Origin of the sequence: Planktothrix sp. FACHB-1365 (genome assembly GCF_014697575.1) — a bacterium.
Classification (GTDB): Bacteria; Cyanobacteriota; Cyanobacteriia; order Cyanobacteriales; family Microcoleaceae; genus Planktothrix.
Window position 1 is genome coordinate 13,541 of the sequence record NZ_JACJSC010000047.1, and the last position, 16,705, is coordinate 30,245.

14 protein-coding genes are annotated in these 16,705 nt (G+C 38.6%); 5 read left to right on the plus strand and 9 right to left on the minus strand.

The genetic code is table 11. The annotated features are described in order from the left end of the window. Positions 1 to 79: 79 nt before the first annotated feature. A complete protein-coding gene (locus H6G57_RS27405) occupies positions 80 to 463 on the minus strand; it encodes a hypothetical protein (RefSeq protein WP_190524798.1) in 384 nt (127 codons plus the stop codon). A 787-nt stretch (positions 464 to 1,250) separates the two neighbouring features. On the opposite strand from H6G57_RS27405, the gene H6G57_RS27410 reads away from it, so the two are divergent. Further along, entirely contained in the window at positions 1,251 to 1,790 is a 540-nt protein-coding gene (locus tag H6G57_RS27410) for a phycobiliprotein lyase (RefSeq protein WP_190524800.1), read from the plus strand. Between the two features lie 3 nt (positions 1,791 to 1,793). Continuing rightward, positions 1,794 to 2,924, plus strand: a complete 1,131-nt coding sequence (locus tag H6G57_RS27415; protein ID WP_309236069.1) for an extracellular solute-binding protein — start codon at positions 1,794 to 1,796, stop codon at positions 2,922 to 2,924. 79 nt (positions 2,925 to 3,003) lie between these two features. Here the strand turns inward: H6G57_RS27415 and H6G57_RS27420 are convergent, their stop codons facing one another. After that, a complete protein-coding gene (locus H6G57_RS27420) occupies positions 3,004 to 6,714 on the minus strand; it encodes a PAS domain S-box protein (protein ID WP_190524828.1) in 3,711 nt (1,236 codons plus the stop codon). Between the two features lie 708 nt (positions 6,715 to 7,422). Here H6G57_RS27420 and H6G57_RS27425 point away from each other — a divergent pair. Continuing rightward, the gene (locus tag H6G57_RS27425) at positions 7,423 to 7,809 is read left to right on the plus strand and encodes a response regulator transcription factor (RefSeq protein WP_190524802.1); all 387 of its coding nucleotides are present in this window, start codon (positions 7,423 to 7,425) and stop codon (positions 7,807 to 7,809) included. A gap of 87 nt (positions 7,810 to 7,896) precedes the next feature. Here H6G57_RS27425 and H6G57_RS27430 read toward each other — a convergent pair whose 3' ends face one another. The 6 genes from H6G57_RS27430 to H6G57_RS27455 all read right to left on the minus strand — a co-directional run bounded on the left by H6G57_RS27430 (position 7,897) and on the right by H6G57_RS27455 (position 13,961). Then, positions 7,897 to 8,328, minus strand: a complete 432-nt coding sequence (locus H6G57_RS27430) for a hypothetical protein (protein WP_190524804.1) — start codon at positions 8,326 to 8,328, stop codon at positions 7,897 to 7,899. Positions 8,329 to 8,352: 24 nt separating this feature from the next. After that, positions 8,353 to 9,261, minus strand: a complete 909-nt coding sequence (locus H6G57_RS27435; RefSeq protein WP_190524810.1) for a polysaccharide deacetylase family protein — start codon at positions 9,259 to 9,261, stop codon at positions 8,353 to 8,355. Between the two features lie 118 nt (positions 9,262 to 9,379). Beyond that, positions 9,380 to 10,690: a proton extrusion protein PcxA gene (locus H6G57_RS27440; RefSeq protein WP_190524813.1), complete on the minus strand. Its 1,311-nt coding sequence runs from the start codon at positions 10,688 to 10,690 to the stop codon at positions 9,380 to 9,382. Positions 10,691 to 10,884: 194 nt separating this feature from the next. Further along, entirely contained in the window at positions 10,885 to 11,559 is a 675-nt protein-coding gene (locus tag H6G57_RS27445; protein WP_190524815.1) for a carbonic anhydrase, read from the minus strand. Positions 11,560 to 11,860: 301 nt separating this feature from the next. Further along, complete coding sequence (locus H6G57_RS27450) at positions 11,861 to 13,264, minus strand: ATP-binding protein (protein WP_190524817.1); 1,404 nt, start codon at positions 13,262 to 13,264, stop codon at positions 11,861 to 11,863. After that, complete coding sequence (locus H6G57_RS27455; protein ID WP_309236071.1) at positions 13,257 to 13,961, minus strand: response regulator transcription factor; 705 nt, start codon at positions 13,959 to 13,961, stop codon at positions 13,257 to 13,259. Before H6G57_RS27455 ends, H6G57_RS27450 begins: the two co-directional genes overlap by 8 nt. Positions 13,962 to 14,357: 396 nt before the next feature. Here H6G57_RS27455 and H6G57_RS27460 point away from each other — a divergent pair, with 396 nt between their 5' ends. Both H6G57_RS27460 and H6G57_RS27465 read left to right on the plus strand, forming a co-directional pair. Further along, positions 14,358 to 15,185: a DUF2382 domain-containing protein gene (locus H6G57_RS27460; protein ID WP_190524819.1), complete on the plus strand. Its 828-nt coding sequence runs from the start codon at positions 14,358 to 14,360 to the stop codon at positions 15,183 to 15,185. Positions 15,186 to 15,335: 150 nt separating this feature from the next. Beyond that, complete coding sequence (locus tag H6G57_RS27465) at positions 15,336 to 15,989, plus strand: YsnF/AvaK domain-containing protein (RefSeq protein ID WP_190524821.1); 654 nt, start codon at positions 15,336 to 15,338, stop codon at positions 15,987 to 15,989. Between the two features lie 4 nt (positions 15,990 to 15,993). Here the strand turns inward: H6G57_RS27465 and H6G57_RS27470 are convergent, their stop codons facing one another. After that, positions 15,994 to 16,509, minus strand: coding sequence for a hypothetical protein (locus H6G57_RS27470; RefSeq protein WP_190524824.1), 516 nt, complete (start codon positions 16,507 to 16,509; stop codon positions 15,994 to 15,996). Between the last annotated feature and the right edge of the window lie 196 nt (positions 16,510 to 16,705).

Here is a 16,705-nt window from a genome sequence, read left to right on the forward strand (position 1 = left end):
AGTGTTGGGTGTTGACGGTTGACCCTGGACGGTTGACCGTTGACCAACAGCCAAAACGCCTTGTCTGCCCCCGGTTTCCTTAAAAATGGATTCTTTTGGATAATAATTGTTCTTCTAACGCTGCAATGCGGTTATAAGCGGCGGTTAGCTGTGCGGTGAGGCGCTGAATTTGAATATCTGCGGTCAAGGTGGGTTCCCGACTGTAGTAATTGCTTTCTATATAGTCGTCATCCATCAGGACATCTTTGTGTTCCTGTAGGGATGAACTTTGCCTTGTCTCTGAGGAATTTGAGGCGGAAGCTGACAAACCATACTCCAGGAGGTTAGGAACTGCTGAGGTGGGGTCGGTTGATTCTTCCTGGGATAAATGCTCAGAGACTTGATCCGTAAGCTGCTTAATCATTTCGTATAACGCATCTACTTTATTCGTCAACGCGACAACTTGTTTGGTTAGCCCATCCATAAAAATACTCCTGTTTAACTCAAAAATCTCTTAAGTTAATCCTAGACAGCAAAAAGACAATATCCCATTATTTACTAAATTATTTAACCTTTTGCTGAAGTCTTCTGTTACGCATCTTTGCATACTGAAAGAAAGTCACCTTTTCCTGCTGATCATCGATCCTAAAACTCCACATCTTCGGCGGGTGGGTCTATTCTTTTTTATCGTAGGAAGTACCGGAGTTCTTATAGATCAAAATATTTTGATTGCTATTTTTATAATTAACTCCAAAACTTTAATCCGCCCAAATCCCAAAAATATCCTGGAAAAATAGTTGATTGAATCTTGTATAGATTTAATCCTGATAAAAAATTATTCAAATCCCTTAATATAAATTTTATTGATGCTGTTGATCAGTTTTTCCAGGAAACTCAAATTCAACACTTAACTTAAAATTCCCGACCTCTGGGACAAAAAGCTTCATTTCTCAAAAATAGTCCTGTTGTCCTCTTTTTTTAAAACCGCCCAAACTCATTAAATTTCCAAATTTTGTCATGAAACGTTGATTTTTTATCACAGAGGTCTTGAAAAATAGAGACAGTTAGTGTATTCCTAACCTAATTCTACCTGAAGGTAGATGTTACAAACTGACTGATTCTACTTTATGTAGATTTTTCCAGCTTATCAGCAAAAAATGATTGCGAGTTTAAGGTTGTTGTGATTATATTAAGAATTGTAACAAACCTTTGACTTTTGCCTCTCCTGTGAGGGGATTCATCCGTTAATCTCGTGTTTAGGAGCAGCCAGAATGAAAGCCCTGATCCAACAAAACCCGTCTGATATCGTCTCCCAAGTCGCAGACTATTTCCAACGCAGTATTGGGAAATGGTATTCAGAACGGCGTTACTACACCCTACCAGAGGGAGACACTCAAGAAGTCGCCAGCGAGATTACCGTAGAGTTTTTACAACAAGGTAGCCCTGAACTGATTAATATTGCTCAATTACACCAATTAGATGATCCGACGATGATTACCTGCGGGTCAAAAGTCAACTGGAAAAGTTCTAATTCCGTCTCAGGAAAGAAATTATCGAAGGGAGCAACGGTGTTTGGTGTTTCAGAAACCCTACTTTATCGAGATCAGGGGTTTATGACACCTAAACCCGTTGTTGCCCAATATTATATGCTCGATGCCAATACATTGTGCCTCCGAAGCGAGTACAATGGTTCTGTATTTGAAGAAGAACTTAAACTGGTGGGTCAGCGATACCGCACCCGACAAACGATTATTTCACGCGCTGGGGAACAAACTATGATTGGCCAATATTTAGAAAAACGGATTGAGTAATCTGTGAAGCGAAGGTTTTTTCTACAAGGAATGAGTACCTTAACCTTGAGTAGTGTCGTAGCCGGATGTAGAGACGTGCCATGGCACGTCTCTACGGCGCTCAGGGTTGAAGTTCTTAAAGGCTCTGTTCCCGTGCAAATGGTGAGCAAGTTTCGCCAACAAGTTGAGCAAGACGGAGTTGATTTTGTTCCTCAACCCCAACTCAACAATTTATTTAGAGTATTACAAAAATCGAAATCCCCATCTTCTCCTCAGTCATCATCTCAAGCTGATTTGGTCATGATTGGAGATTTCTGGTTAAATTCTGCCATTCAACAACAACTGATTCAACCTTTTGATCCTAAATTATGGCCGCAATGGTCACAACTTCCCCCCCGTTGGCAAAATATTGTCCGACGGAATTCTGAAGGTAAATTTGATTCTAAAGGAAAAATTTGGGCGGCGCCTTATCGTTCAGGAAGTACCGTGATTATTTATCGGGTTGATAAGTTTAAGGCTTTAGGATGGACACCTCAAGACTGGAGTGATTTATGGCGTCCAGAATTGCGTCATCGGATTTCTTTACCGAATCAAGCCAGAGAAGTTATTGGTTTAACGTTAAAAAAATTAGGCTATTCTTATAATACTGCCGATTTAAGCCAAGTCAAAAATTTAGAATCTGAACTGCTTAAACTGCATCAAAATGTTAGACTTTATGACTCTAATAGTTATCTAAAACCGTTAATTTTAGGAGATACTTGGTTAGCCGTTGGTTGGTCTACGGATATTTCTCCAGAAGTACAATATCAAAATGGATTAGCCGCCGTTGTTCCCAAATCGGGTACTGCTTTATGGTTAGATTTATGGGTGAAACCTGCAAAGGTTCAAGCCTCTCCTACGGCGACTTTAGGAGATCAATGGATTGATTTTTGTTGGTCGCCTCAAGTCGCAACTCAACTGTCATTATTAACCGCAACAACATCTCCGATTATTTTAGGAATGAACCCGGAAGAGTTACCCCAATCATTAAGAGAAAATCCGCTATTATTGCCTCAATCTTCTATTTTAGAAAAAAGTGATTTCCTCCAGCCCCTTTCCCAAAATTCTATCAAACAGTATCAACAATTATGGGAAAAAATCAGACTGGGAACCTAGATCTCTACCCATTATATCTGTAGAGACGTTGCATGCAACGTCTCTACAACTAAATCCTGAATCATTCCCTATTCCCTAGTTATTCAAAAACTAATTCTGAAGGTTGTTCTTTTTGAGAAATAGGAATGGAAATTTCAAACACGGTGAAATTGTCTTGATCTCGATAACAATGAATATCTCCTCGATGCTGATCAACAACAATTTTATAACTAATGGATAACCCTAAACCCGTTCCTTTTCCGACAGGTTTTGTGGTAAAAAACGGATCAAACAATCGATTTTTAACTTTATCTTCAATTCCAGGGCCATTATCTCGAATAATAATTCTGACTTGATCTAAAGGCGGAAATTTACATTTTTTATCGCTGAAATTTGGATGAATCACATCCGTACTAATTTTAATAATTCGAGGTTCAGGTTGATGTTCTAAGGCATCAATAGCATTACTCAAAATATTCATAAAAACCTGATTTAACTGTCCAGCATAACACTCCACCCTCGGTAATTTGCCATAATCTTTAATTAACTCAATCCCCTGAAAAGCGCCTTTAGGTTTTAAGCGATTTTGTAAAATTAAAAGGGTGCTATCAATGCCATCATGAATATTAACAGGCTTCATTTCGGCTTCATCTAATCGAGAGAAGTTTCTCAAAGACACCACAATTTGACGAATCCGATCCGCCCCCATTTCCATTGAAGATAGAATTTTAGGTAAATCTTCCATTAAAAACTCTAATTCAATTTCGTGGGATTTTTCTTGAATTTCTGGAGTGGGATTGGGATAAATATCTTGATACAATGCCAATAATTCTAAAATATCTTGAGTATATTCTTTAGCATAAGTCAGATTCCCATAAATAAAATTAACCGGATTATTAATTTCATGGGCAACTCCCGCCACCATTTGTCCTAAAGAAGACATTTTTTCACTTTGAATTAACTGGGCTTCCTTTTGTTTCAAATCCTGTAATGCTTCACTCAGATGAAACGCTTGGGTTTGGGCTGCTAAGGCGGCGGCGCGGGTTTGGGCGTATAATTCAGCTTGGTCAATGGCGATCGCTAACTGATCCACCACCGCCCGTAAAAGCTCCACCTCACTTTCCCGCCAAGGTCGAAACACTTGATAATGATTACAAACCACCGCCCCCCGTTGACCTGAGCGCGTTTCTAACGGTAACAGCAACAACGAAAAAATCCCCGCCTGCTGGAAAAACTGACGGGTCGATTCATCCAACACGGTTGTTGTTTCGATATTATCAATTTGAATCGTGGTCGCCATGCGAATTTTTTCCGCCAATAGAGGAATTTGAGCCGGGGGATAATCCTGTAACCCATTAAATAAATTAGGATTTTGCGCCTCGTGGGTAACGGTAAAACTCGGTTGTTGATTCGGCTGCATCGGCAAATACCAAAGAAAATGGCATTGATCCACTTGCAACAACGCTCGAATTTCATTCACCGCCGTGCCTAAAATCGTATCAATATCTAAAGAATCCCGAATTTGACTGGCTAAACGAAACAGTAACCCTTCCCGGCGACTTTGTAACTCTTCCCGCGCCTTCACCCGATCAATACCAACGGCCAAGGCATTCGCCACCCATCCCAATACCCCTTGTGCTTCCTGATTCAGGATTTCATCACTACAAATCCCCATCAACCCCACTAAACGACCTTCCACCACCAAAGGAAAATTAAGGGTTTGGTGTCTAGTTCCGGGGAGAGGATAGGAAAGGTTATGGCTTAAAACATCAGTTTCGGTTAGATGGTCTTCATAAACCGTTAACCCCGCACTCGCTTGCAAATCTAATAGATTACTTTGAAGATTCAATGTCCAAATTCCTACCCCTGAGATTTTGGGGTATTGGGCGATCGCATCTGTACAACGGCCCAAAATCCCAGCAATTGACCCTCCATGTCCGAGGGCGGTTCCCACTTCTGCTTCTAACTGAGAGAGTCGTGAGCGCTCTAATAAGAGAGTTTCCGCTTGTTTTCGTTCGGTAATATTGCGGGAAACAGCAATCATTTCATCAAGAGTTTCTGAATCCTGATTTTCCAACCCATGACAGGTACTTTCAAACCAAATATAGTTTCCATTGCGACATCGAATTCGATAACTAATCGTGTAAATATCTAAACTATTTTGCAGGAGCAAACATTTTGGGTTAACAACATCTAAATCCTCCGGGTGAATCAACTCATATAACGATTGTCCGATCAATTCTTCAGGTTCATATCCCAAAAGTTGCCGACTGGCTGGAGAAGCATATAAATAAATGCCATCAGGGCTATGTCGGGAAATTAAATCCGTAGCATGATCGGCTAAAAGCCGATAACGAGCTTCACTTTCTCGCAAAGCATCTTCCGATTGTTTGCGGTGGGTAATATCCGTTTGTATACCAATAAAATGGGTTAAACGTCCTTCTCGGTCACGCACCGGAGAAATCGAGAGTTCATTCCAAAAGTACCGACCATCTTTACGGTAATTTTTGAGGGTGGCAACACAATCCTGCTGATGGGTAATGGCATGACGAATGCGGGCTAGTTCAGTGGGATCAGTATCTTCCCCTTGCAGTAATCGACAATTGCGTCCTAACACTTCTTCCTGAGCATAGCCCGTTAACCGTTCAAAGGCGGGATTACAGTAAATAATCGGACAATCTGGTTGAGTAAAATCACTAATTACAATCCCACTGGGACTCGCTGTAATCGCCCGTTCTAAAAGTCCCAGACGTTCTTGGGACTGTTTGCGTTCGGTGATATCAATCCCGGTGATAATCAGATGACTGATTAAACCATTAGGTTGTAGCAAAGCTGTATGTGACCAGGCAATCCAATGGCGTTGGCCATCGGGTCGAATCCATTCGGTTTCCCCCAGGGTGGAGTCGGAAGCGGAGTCAACTTGAGGAGAAGATTGTTGATTTTTTCGAGGTTTGGGAGGTTCGTCAAACTCAATCATGATTGATTCTGACGCCAAGTTGCTAGGGTTAGCGACGGGAAATAGGGTTAATCCCAATTCATCTAAGGTTTTTCCCTCGACTTCCTGGGCTAAATATCCGCTTAATTCTTCACAGGTGCGATTAAAGCGAATAATTTTACCATCGGGATCAAGGACAATCACTAAGGCGCTGACGGTATCGAGAACGGCGCAAACAAAGTCCCGTTCTTGACGAACCACTTCCCAAACTTGCTTACGTTCATTAATAATATGTTCGAGTTGATTAAATTTGGTTTTTGTCTGAATCAGTTGACGATGTAAATTGATTTGGCTAATAATTTGATGACTCAGGGATTGTAAAGCGTCGAGGGTGTCGCCGGACAATTCACGGGGATGATAATCCATAATAGAAATCATTCCTAACATGACGTGATCCGTCGTCATTAAAGGAATACCGAGATAAAATCGAATGGGTTGCTCCCCTGTAACTAAGGGTTGGGTTGCCAAACGTTTATCCTTGCAAGTATCAGGAATAATAATCTGTTTTGGAGGTTGCTTTAAGCTTTGATAGGTGTCTACAAACCGGACTGAATTTTCCGGTTCAGCCCTATCCTCCATCCTCGATTCCGGTGGAGCGTGCAATTCCATGATAAACTCACAGAAGTTTAAATACGGGTGTATTGTTCCGGTTAAACCCACTTGAGATTTCAACCACTGATGGGTGGTATCGCGAAATGTAATTAAAGCAATGGGTGCCTGAGCCAGATAAGACGCTAAGTGAGTCAAATCATCAAAGGGAATTTCAGAAACCGTGTGGATGACCTGAGAAAGAGTATTGCCCTCTGGGCTAAACATGGTTTGACCTAAAAATCTTGCATTCATTGATAATCACCATACAGGGGAATGGCTATCTATCAGGAAGCGGGTATGCGACGCTCTGATGAGACTTTGCAGTAAGAGCTTGATTCTCAAACCCCTACTCACGGTTGATGATTGACGATTTAACAGTCAATGGTCAACCGTTAACAGTCAACAGTCAACTGACATTTGTTTGACTCGCCTTAGCTGTATGACATTGTTTGTCCAAACGTCCTGATCTCACAGTACAGACCGTCCATGGAAGGTCTCTACATTTATTTACCTTAATCTTAACAAAGGTTTAAGCCCTTCGCGGAACTGAGTCTCAAATCCTTAGAATTCAACGCTGATTTAATTTTTCCGAAAAATTAAGGATTTTACACCATTTTTTCGGTCTAACTTAATGTCTATTTTGTCCAAAAAAGTTAAAAAAATTTAGTTTTTTTACAAAAATTTAATTAAGATTCTTACAGGATTTAACAAACTGAAGCCCTCTACCCTGATAATAGAAAAGTAACACAGATCAAAGTCCCTTGATCATATCCCGTTTAAAAATACGAGATCGCTGATAGGGAAAAGAAGGAATGCTTTTACTCTATAATTAAACTCATGGCACTTTTGCATTCCAATCCACATCTAAAGCCTGTTTTGAATCCCCTTGATTGTGAATGAGCAGGGCATCTCGACTAAGGAACATGAATCGCTATGTCTGTACTCCAAGATTCTATACCCACTATTTTGGCTGTTGACGATAGTACAGTCATGCAAGGGCTGGTGCAACAAGCATTAGGGAAAGAATACCGTGTTCTAGTGGCCGATAATGCGGTCGATGCTTTGTCGATGATTTACCATGAACGAGTTTCGGTTTTGCTTCTGGATGTGGCCATGCCAGGAATTGATGGTTTAGAACTCTGTCGTACCGTTCGCAGTATTCCCCAGTTTCAAAATTTGCCTATTATTATGTTAACGGCACGGGATGGCGCTTTTGATAAGGTTCAAGGTCGTTTGGCGGGGGCAACGGAATATCTGACCAAACCCTTTGATGCTCAACGGTTATCTGAAGTTGTGGGTCAAGTTCTGCAATTAAATTAGGAAGGGTTAGCCACTATAAGTTTTAAAAGTGTCTTTGGAAGGGTGAAAATTAGCTTTAAGCAATATTCCTTCTTCGGCTAAATTAGATCAAGGAATACTATAATCTTGAATAATATCACGCTGCTTGAGCCTTTCTAGCATTTCTAAGGAAATCTGCTCGCCAAAAAAGACCACACAAAAGTGATCATAAGCTGCAAATTGAAGTGATCCCTGAGATTCAATTTGCAGGTGCAAAATCTGATAGCCTAGATAATCATTTTCTCTAAAAAGGGGTAAAATTTTTTGAACATTCTCCCTTGTTAATTTAATCAATAAACCGGAACCTGCTAATATACTCTTACTTTCAGAAAACGGCGAGAAAGCTCCAATACGCCGCGCTTTCATTTGTGAAAAATTAAGCTGATCATCCAGTACCCAAACTGCTAATTGACTTGACTCCCCGGCTAAAGTCATTACAACGGCTTCAAATAAGTCTTCAAGCATATCATGATTAGCTTGGATCTCACCCTTCAAACTCATAATTGTGTTTCCTGATATAAAGATTTAAGACTTTCTTAAAGTTGTTGCTCTTTTTGCTATTCTAATTAAACTCCGGGGGGAAGTATAGCGATTAACCGTAATTCGAGAGAGGCGATATTTATTAGTGTAACGATTAATCCGTAGCATATTCCCATCATAAACATACCCCGTTAAATAATAGGGAGATAAGGATTTTTCAACTCTGCGATTTACTTTTCCAAAGGGATAAGCAAAATGAGCCGCAACCCATTTATTTTTATCTAAATCTTGCATACAGGTTCTAAGATCAAGTTTAGCTTGTTCGAGTTCAAATTTCAACTTTTTACCCTTAATTAAAGTTAATTTTTCATGAGTTTGACCATGAGATTGAATATCATAATAGCCCCGTTTATAGCCATCCCGCAATTCTTCACAACTGACATGAGGTATAAAGTCTTTTAATTTAACTCCCATTAATCCTGGATTGATAAACCAAACAATTTTAACTTTTTTGTTATAGTTTTCTTCTAAATCTTTTAAAATTGGTAAAACATTCTGATGAACTCCTTCATAACCATCATCAAAGCTAATCATGATCGGTTTTTGTCCAATCCGTTCTTGAGGAATAGGTTGTGATTTTTGAATAAAATAGGTAAATAAATCTTGGGTGGTTAAAAACCAATAGTTATTTTGAGCTAAATAATTCAGGAAAGTATATAAATCCTGTTTGAAATAATCATTATCAAATTGTAACCGTTTTTCTGCACTTTGATTAATATTGGCTTCGTCAATAATATCGTGTAATCCAAAAATAGGAATTCTTACACTAGAGGTTTTATAGGTAACTGCAAAAGCAGGAAGATTTAACCCAATGACACAAAGTAAGCTAATCAAAAAAACAAGCAAAACCCGGTTGTTTCTAAACCATTCTGGCTGAATAATAGGAATCTTCATAAGCTAATGTATCATTCTTTGATGCTAACAAGTGGTTAACTGAGTGCATGATGAATCCATTCTATAGCGCTACTTGAAGAGGGAACAGAAAGAAGTGAAAGGGTTTCAGGTTTCACTTTTACTCGTTCATATTTCTTAACGTTGCTACCGCAGAGGGTGAAATCCGGCTGAGGTAACGGAAGATCCAATATTTCATAATCGTGTCTAAAATGACGGGGAAAGTAGCGATAAACAAAAAGATAAAGCTGCGATTTGGTGCAATTCCCAAGTGACTTGAAAATCCTTCTAATAGAACTTCCCAACCATGGGGAGAGTGAAAACCCACAAAGATATCGGTGAGTAAAATAATAATAAAGGCTTTAGCGCTATCACTCAAATCATACATGACAGTATTGAGCAAAGCTTTTAAAGCAATCAACCCTTGCTGATTCAAGAGAATGACTAAAGTAAAGGCGATTAATCCCACAAAATCCGCAAAAATATTACTAATAGCTTCACTACTTTTGTGATCAAATTCTTTAGAAATTTCTTCAGCTTTCTCCTCCATTTTCTTTTCCATTTCTTCAGATTCAAGGGTAGGAGTTTTGTAGAGCAAACTACTCATTTGCAGTTCTTCTTCATAGGATTTTAACTCATGAAGGGCTTCTTCTTTCATTTCTGAGTTGAGAAATAAAGGAACTTCATGGGTTTGTCGATAATGTTCTACGAGGGGAATAAAAATAAAGTTTTTCGAGATTTGTTGGGATAAAAGCGGAATTAAAATCAGCATCAACAGAAAGTTAACCGCCGATTTTGTCTTTTTACGAGATGCTCGATAGCTATTCATTAAACGTTCTTCAGATTCATCGTCTAATTCCGTTTGAATCTTTTTAAACGTGCGTCCAATAGAACGAGGTAAAGCGCCACTTTTTTTCCCTTTAAACATTTCTCCAGAAGACTCAACTTCCACAAAGTCTAGGGGAGATAAACCTGATGGGTCAGTCGATTTTCCGTTGTTTAGTCTTTTCTCAGATGTCAAGCCAGAGGAATCGGAATAGACGAGGGGATTAGAGACAGAAGAATTATGTTGATATCGATCAACAATTTCATCGATAAATTTTAATTTTTCAATAAATTCTATATCTCCAGAGTGATCTAAATTACGAGTCAGTTTAAATTCACCCAGTTTGAATTTAATCGTGTTTAAATGCTTCTCAATATCCTTGATAAAGCACTCTAAAACACTAGGAGTATATTGGGGTGCCGCTTCGGAAACTTTTTGACCTTCAAAATGCTGATCTTCTATAGTTTTTATTGCTAAAGCAGCTTGATAAGCTTGTTCTAAGGCTCGTTCTGGAGTTTTATGAACCCATTGGTTACTAGATTTTAACACATTCAAGAATCGAGTACCTAAACTCCCTTTCTGAAATTTGATAATAGAATTACTCATCTGAATAATAGGGAATAGAACAGGACAAAAGCACCATTAATTTATCAGTTTGTAGAGGGGGTAAATCCATTACTCTTACTCTACATCCGATAAATTCCCAGAAAATTACCCCTAATAAGGGGTTGAAGTTGGCCGTTGTAACCGGGGGAAAATTCTCTGACTTTTAAGACCATGTTAGAAAATTTTACAACCGTTTAAATAGGTTGCATAGTGCTTAAAGGATCAGGAACAGGAAAGGGTTCTTGTTCAAGGGGAACAAACTGATTTTGCTTAACATCATAAGCTAAGATCTCTCCCGTTTCAATTTCATAAACCCAAGCATGAAGTTGAATTTTTCCAGCCTGTAACCGAGAGCGAACAACGGGATAGGTTTCTAGGTTGGCAATTTGATTTAAAACATTAGTTTGGGTCGCTATGTTTAATAATTCTTCTCCAGAATATTCTTGATAATTTTCTCGAATAATCCGGCGAATTGGTTCTCCGTAATGTTTCAACCAGTCATAGACTAAAGGCATTTCATCAGACAAGCTTTGGAGTTGTAATAATCCTTTAATACTGCCACAATGGGAATGTCCACAGATGACAATTTCTTTGATATTCAAAGCTTGAACCGCATATTCAATTCCGGTGGCTTCGCTACTATTCAGGGTTCCATAAGGCGGAATAATATTGCCCATATTACGAATAATAAACAATTCTCCGGGTTTAGTCTGAGTCAACAAGTTGGGAGCAATCCTAGAATCACAACAGGTGATAAATAAAATGTCTGGGGTTTGACCCTGAGATAGCTGCTCAAAGAAGTCTTGATTAGCCTTGAAGTAATTCTCTTGAAAATCATTCAAACCGCTAATAATGCGTTTAATGGGCATAACTATTTCCTCAATCACTAACAACTCTGGTTACTGGACGGGACTTACTGATAACTGATGCCTATCCTTGTAGCCTTTGTGAAAATTCCTTTAGTGTATCACCCATTTCGCGTCACTGAACAAACAAACACCTCCTAGTTTTTTGAGTCAAAGAAAATATACTAAGAGAACGGTGAGAAAATTCTAAGAATATTCTTAATTCCAGATTTGGCACTAAAATATAGTTTTAACAAAAATGAAACAATATTTTGTATTCTCAATATCCAGATTCTATACCCCAAGTTTCATTTGTGACGGTATTTTAAAAGCTGCGGGAGCGAGGTAAAAATAAGCTAAATGTTGTTCCTTGATTGATTTGGCTATCAACGGTTAATTTTCCGCCATGTAAGCGACAGATTTCTTGAGCAATTGCTAATCCTAAACCTACACCTCCAGTCTGACGAGATCTCGCTTCTTCAACGCGATAAAACCGCTCAAATAAATAAGGTAAATGTTGGGATTCAATTCCTAAACCTGTATCTTGTATTGTAATTTTAACCTGTTCCTCATCTTGTTGCGCTTTTAAAATAACTTGGCCTCCTTTTTGAGTATATTTGAGGGCATTATCTAATAAATTTAAAAATAGACTTGTTAAATAATCAGGATTCCCAAGAATCCATAAATTTTCGGCAATTATCTGTTTTAAAATAATTGGTTTAGATGCCGATAAAGGTTCCAGTTGTTCAACCAAAGCTCCCAATAAATTTGTTAAATCTACGGGGTGTAAAAACGAAGGTTGAATCTGTCGCAATTCCAGTCGAGCTAAAAATAGCAACCCATTGGTTAATCGAATTAATCGATCTGCTTCTTTTTCTAAATCTTGTAGCGTTATTTCATATTCTTCTGGGGTACGAACGCGACTTAAACTAACACCTATTCTGCCCTTAATAACCGTTAAGGGAGTGCGTAATTCATGAGCAGCATCGGCGGTAAATCGGCGTTCATGTTCAAAGGCAAATTCTAAGCGATCCAACATTTTATCAATGGTTTTAGCCAACCGTCCCACTTCATCAGGAGGGCCTTTATAATCAATCCGTTGAGTAAAATTACTAGCACTAATCATTTGCGTTTTACTAATAATTTCCTGAATGGGATTTAAAGCCCGATTTGCTAGAAACCAACCCCCTAAGCCAGCAATTAATAAGACTAAAGGAAATCCTAATATCATTAAATTAAACAGATGTTTAGAGGCTTTATAAACAGGCTCTAAAGATTCTGCTACTTGTAACCATACTGTATCCCCTTTTGAAGTCTGAATTGGTTGATTATAAACCCGCCAATTCTTGTCAGGAGAACTTAAATCTAAATATCCCTTTTTCTGGGGAATCAATACAGGAATTGCAGAATAACTACCAAAACCATCCCAAATATGACCTTGTTGATCGATTAATCTGACTGCAATTCCAGCTTGTACAAATTGTTCTGTCAGGGCTTGAGATTCTTCAGTGGAGCGAAAAGCTAAATGACCATCTTTATTAATTAAGTTGCTTAAGGTTTGGGTTGCTGTGACTTGTAGGGTCGTGTTCAGTTGTTTCAACAAACTATGTTCTAAAACAACATAGAGGTAGCTACTAAAGAGCATTAAGGTAAAAGCTAATAATAAAATATACCAAGCCGTGAGTTCTACCCGAATAGTTCGTTTTCCAAAATGTATTTTTTTAATCATTGATTTCTCCCAGCTTTAAACAATATCCAACACCCCGGATTGTTTGTAAAATTTGTTGTTCAAATCCCCGATCAATTTTGCGTCTTACATACCCAATATAGACATCTACAATATTAGAATCGCTGTAAAAATCTAAATCCCAAACGTGTTGCAAAATTTGAGTCCGACTTAAGACTTGTTCCCGATGACGCATTAAATATTCTAAAAGTTTAAATTCTAAAGGACTTAATTCGATTAATTTTGCACCCCGTCGCACTTCTCGTTTAACGGTATCCATCGTTAAATCAGCAACTTGTAATACTGTATCTAATTGTAATGGAGGACGACGTTGTAAGGCTCTTAACCGTGCTAAAAGTTCAGAAAAAGCAAAGGGTTTTACTAAATAATCATCTGCCCCTCGATCTAAACCTTGAACTCGATCTTCTACGTTATCTCGTGCGGTTAAAAGTAATACGGGAGTGATAATTTTATGATTCCGAATTTTACCCAAAAGTTGAAATCCATCCATGATCGGAAGTAACAAATCTAAAATCATTAAATCATACTCAACCGTTGAGGCATAGTCCCAGCCTTTTTTGCCATCGGTAGCCACATCCACTAGATATCCAGCCTCCCGTAACCCTTGACTAATAAACTGTGCAATTCCCGGTTCATCTTCTACCAGTAAAACGTGCATTGCTTTTCTTTCCTTATTCACGGTAGTTAACTTGATTTAATTTAATTCTATAAGAGTTTAAGGCTCTTTCGTAGATAGAAGGGAACAGGCAACAGGCAACAGGCAACAGGGATAATACTTTTGGCTGTTTCATATCAGTTTTAAATTATTACAACCTCGGTGCGGATTGCTATAGCTTCTGCCTTTAATAGACGAATGCAGAGAATTTACATTTCAAATTATAAAATTTATAAAATTAAAATTTATAAAATTAAAATTTTCGGCTAAATTCTTGTCTTTTCTGTTTCCTTGCTCAACTTTAAAAATCCTATTAGCATCCTCTCCATCTTGAGGTGGAGAATAATCTCTATCTAATGACGCAACAAGAAATCGTTTTTTTCTGACATGATTAAGGAATAGTATTTGAGAAATCGAAAGATGACTTTGTTTAAGATTAAAGATGCTTATCCCCATTACAAAGAAGAAATTTTTGATGGCAAAGATCTTAAAAAATTCGATGTATATACCGATACAACCAATGAAAAAATTGGCACAGTCTACGATGCCTTAATTGATGAGAATGGGTATTTTCGGTATTTTGTGATTGATACAGGTTTTTGGGTTTTTGGTAAAAAAGTTTTACTACCCGTTGGTCGCGCCCAAATGGACTATGCTAATCAACGTGTTTATGCTCTGGGATTAACCAAAAACCAAGCCGAAGCCTTACCTGAATATACTGATAATATGACGGTAGACTACGATTATGAAGAGCGGGTTCGGGCTGGATATCGGACTTCTAAATCTGCAAAAACCAATTACAATCGGGATAATTATAAATACGAGAACGAGCCCGAATTATATCTAACCCAGGCTCAAAATCATGGCACAATTAAGCTTTATGAAGAACGCTTAATTGCTGAGAAACAGCGTCAAAAAGCAGGTACAGTTTCGGTCGGTAAAACCGTAGAAGTTCGCACCGAACAAGCCAGTGTTCCGATTGAAAAAGAGCGGGTTGTCGTTGAACGCATGACTCCTACTGGTGAACGACCTGTTAACCCTGGCGAAGCTAATTTCCGCGAAGGAGAAGTGGCTCGCGTCGATGTTTATGAAGAAACGGCTGATATTCGTAAGCAAGCTTTTGTGACTGAAGAAGTCAATGTTCGTAAAGAAGTTGAGCGGGATACAATAACAGCCCAAGAAAAACTGCGTCGGGAAAAATTGAATGTTAAAACCGATGGAGAACCTACGATTAAAGACAAACGTTAAATTCTCGGTTGATTCTGTAGAGAAAGCTTAGTTTTTTCTGTAGAGATGTTCCCCAAAATATCTCTACAGAACCCTAATCTTGTAATTCTTTATAGTGGGTTAAATTTTTACTAATTTTTTTAATTTCAAGCTTTAAAAGAGGTAATAAAGATGGCTTATTCTTATCCTGAAGGGTATCATAAAAATAGGAAAGTTGAACAATTAGCCCAAAAACTCAACGGCTGTTGGATTCAAACCTTAGATGGGGAAGTTGTTGGTCAAGTCATTGATGTTATTTCCAATGCTAAAGGAAAAGTGGAATTAGTCATTCCTCTGAATATAACCCCTGAAAATCGTCAGCAATTATTGTTACTCAAAGCGAACTTAATTAAACAAACTAATATTGATGATCGTTTACTCTTTATTGAACGAACACCAGAGTTAGAACCCTTTCTCAAGACCAACCCAAATTCCTCAACTCCTCAACAATATTTTCCCACTCCTATTCCATCCTTTTCCCTCAACGATGAAGAAGATGAAACCGATTCAACCTTACTATTACCATCCTCTGAAAATCAACCCAATATTGTCGATAATATAACCATTCCTTTAAAAGAAGAAAAATTAATTGTTGAACGGGAACGCCGTAAAGTAGGAGAAGTTGTTATTCGTAAACAAGTTGAAACTCATTTTGTTCAAGTTCCGGTTAAACGAGAAAAACTTGTCATTGAGCAAGTCGGAAGCGATGACCAAATCTTAGCAGAAATTCCGTTATCTGAAGAAACAATTCGAGTCGTCAAAACCGAAAATCCAGACCCCCAATAGTTGCTTAGTGGGTTTCCATTTGTTGTAAAATAACTTGACGCACTAAAGCCGCTTGTTGTTCTGCTTCCTGTGCCCGTTGTAAAAATTGGCTTTCTGAAAGGGTACGATGGTGGGTTCGAGCTTGGGTTGCCATCCGTCGTGCTAACGCCGCTTTTTCTTCTAACGCCCGAATGGCTGACCATAACGCCCGTTCCACATCATTTCCTTGTTGTTCAAGTAAACTATCAACAGAATAGGCGTGTCCGACATGGCAACGATACCGCAGCACATTTCCCTCTTGTAATTCCCACAAGACCCCCCCACAGTCTGGGCAGGTTAACATCGAGGCAGACCCGGAATGTTTTCCTTGTTCCAAATCCGCTTTATGCTGGGCGACAATTTCACTTTCTTTGGCGATTTCATCCACCATAATCTCTTCCTGCTGAATGGGTGTATCGGTAAGCTGAATCAAAATCGAGGGGATCTCTGCAACCTTTAAAATATGGTCAATTTTCACCCGTTCAATCGCGCTGCGGGGCATTCCTGAAAACAAAGCTTCATCAGGATCTTGTAAGCTGCTACGCAGCTTGATTGTATAATAAAAGATTAAGTATTTTTAGGAATATAACCCCCAATGCCAGCCAAAAATCATCTGTCTAAAGAGCAAAAAAGAAAATTACTTAAAGAAATGAATGAAAATGAAAATGCTCAAATTAGAGAAAGAATATTAATTTTAT

What these genes read in the sequence shown, in the direction of transcription:
- H6G57_RS27405 (WP_190524798.1), bottom strand. Translation starts at nt 463, where the DNA reads ATGGATGGGCTAACCAAACAAGTTGTCGCGTTGACGAATAAAGTAGAT.
- H6G57_RS27410 (WP_190524800.1), top strand. Translation starts at nt 1,251, where the DNA reads ATGAAAGCCCTGATCCAACAAAACCCGTCTGATATCGTCTCCCAAGTC.
- H6G57_RS27420 (WP_190524828.1), bottom strand. Translation starts at nt 6,714, where the DNA reads ATGTTTAGCCCAGAGGGCAATACTCTTTCTCAGGTCATCCACACGGTT.
- H6G57_RS27425 (WP_190524802.1), top strand. Translation starts at nt 7,423, where the DNA reads ATGTCTGTACTCCAAGATTCTATACCCACTATTTTGGCTGTTGACGAT.
- H6G57_RS27430 (WP_190524804.1), bottom strand. Translation starts at nt 8,328, where the DNA reads ATGAGTTTGAAGGGTGAGATCCAAGCTAATCATGATATGCTTGAAGAC.
- H6G57_RS27435 (WP_190524810.1), bottom strand. Translation starts at nt 9,261, where the DNA reads ATGAAGATTCCTATTATTCAGCCAGAATGGTTTAGAAACAACCGGGTT.
- H6G57_RS27440 (WP_190524813.1), bottom strand. Translation starts at nt 10,690, where the DNA reads ATGAGTAATTCTATTATCAAATTTCAGAAAGGGAGTTTAGGTACTCGA.
- H6G57_RS27445 (WP_190524815.1), bottom strand. Translation starts at nt 11,559, where the DNA reads ATGCCCATTAAACGCATTATTAGCGGTTTGAATGATTTTCAAGAGAAT.
- H6G57_RS27450 (WP_190524817.1), bottom strand. Translation starts at nt 13,264, where the DNA reads ATGATTAAAAAAATACATTTTGGAAAACGAACTATTCGGGTAGAACTC.
- H6G57_RS27460 (WP_190524819.1), top strand. Translation starts at nt 14,358, where the DNA reads ATGACTTTGTTTAAGATTAAAGATGCTTATCCCCATTACAAAGAAGAA.
- H6G57_RS27465 (WP_190524821.1), top strand. Translation starts at nt 15,336, where the DNA reads ATGGCTTATTCTTATCCTGAAGGGTATCATAAAAATAGGAAAGTTGAA.
- H6G57_RS27470 (WP_190524824.1), bottom strand. Translation starts at nt 16,509, where the DNA reads ATGCCCCGCAGCGCGATTGAACGGGTGAAAATTGACCATATTTTAAAG.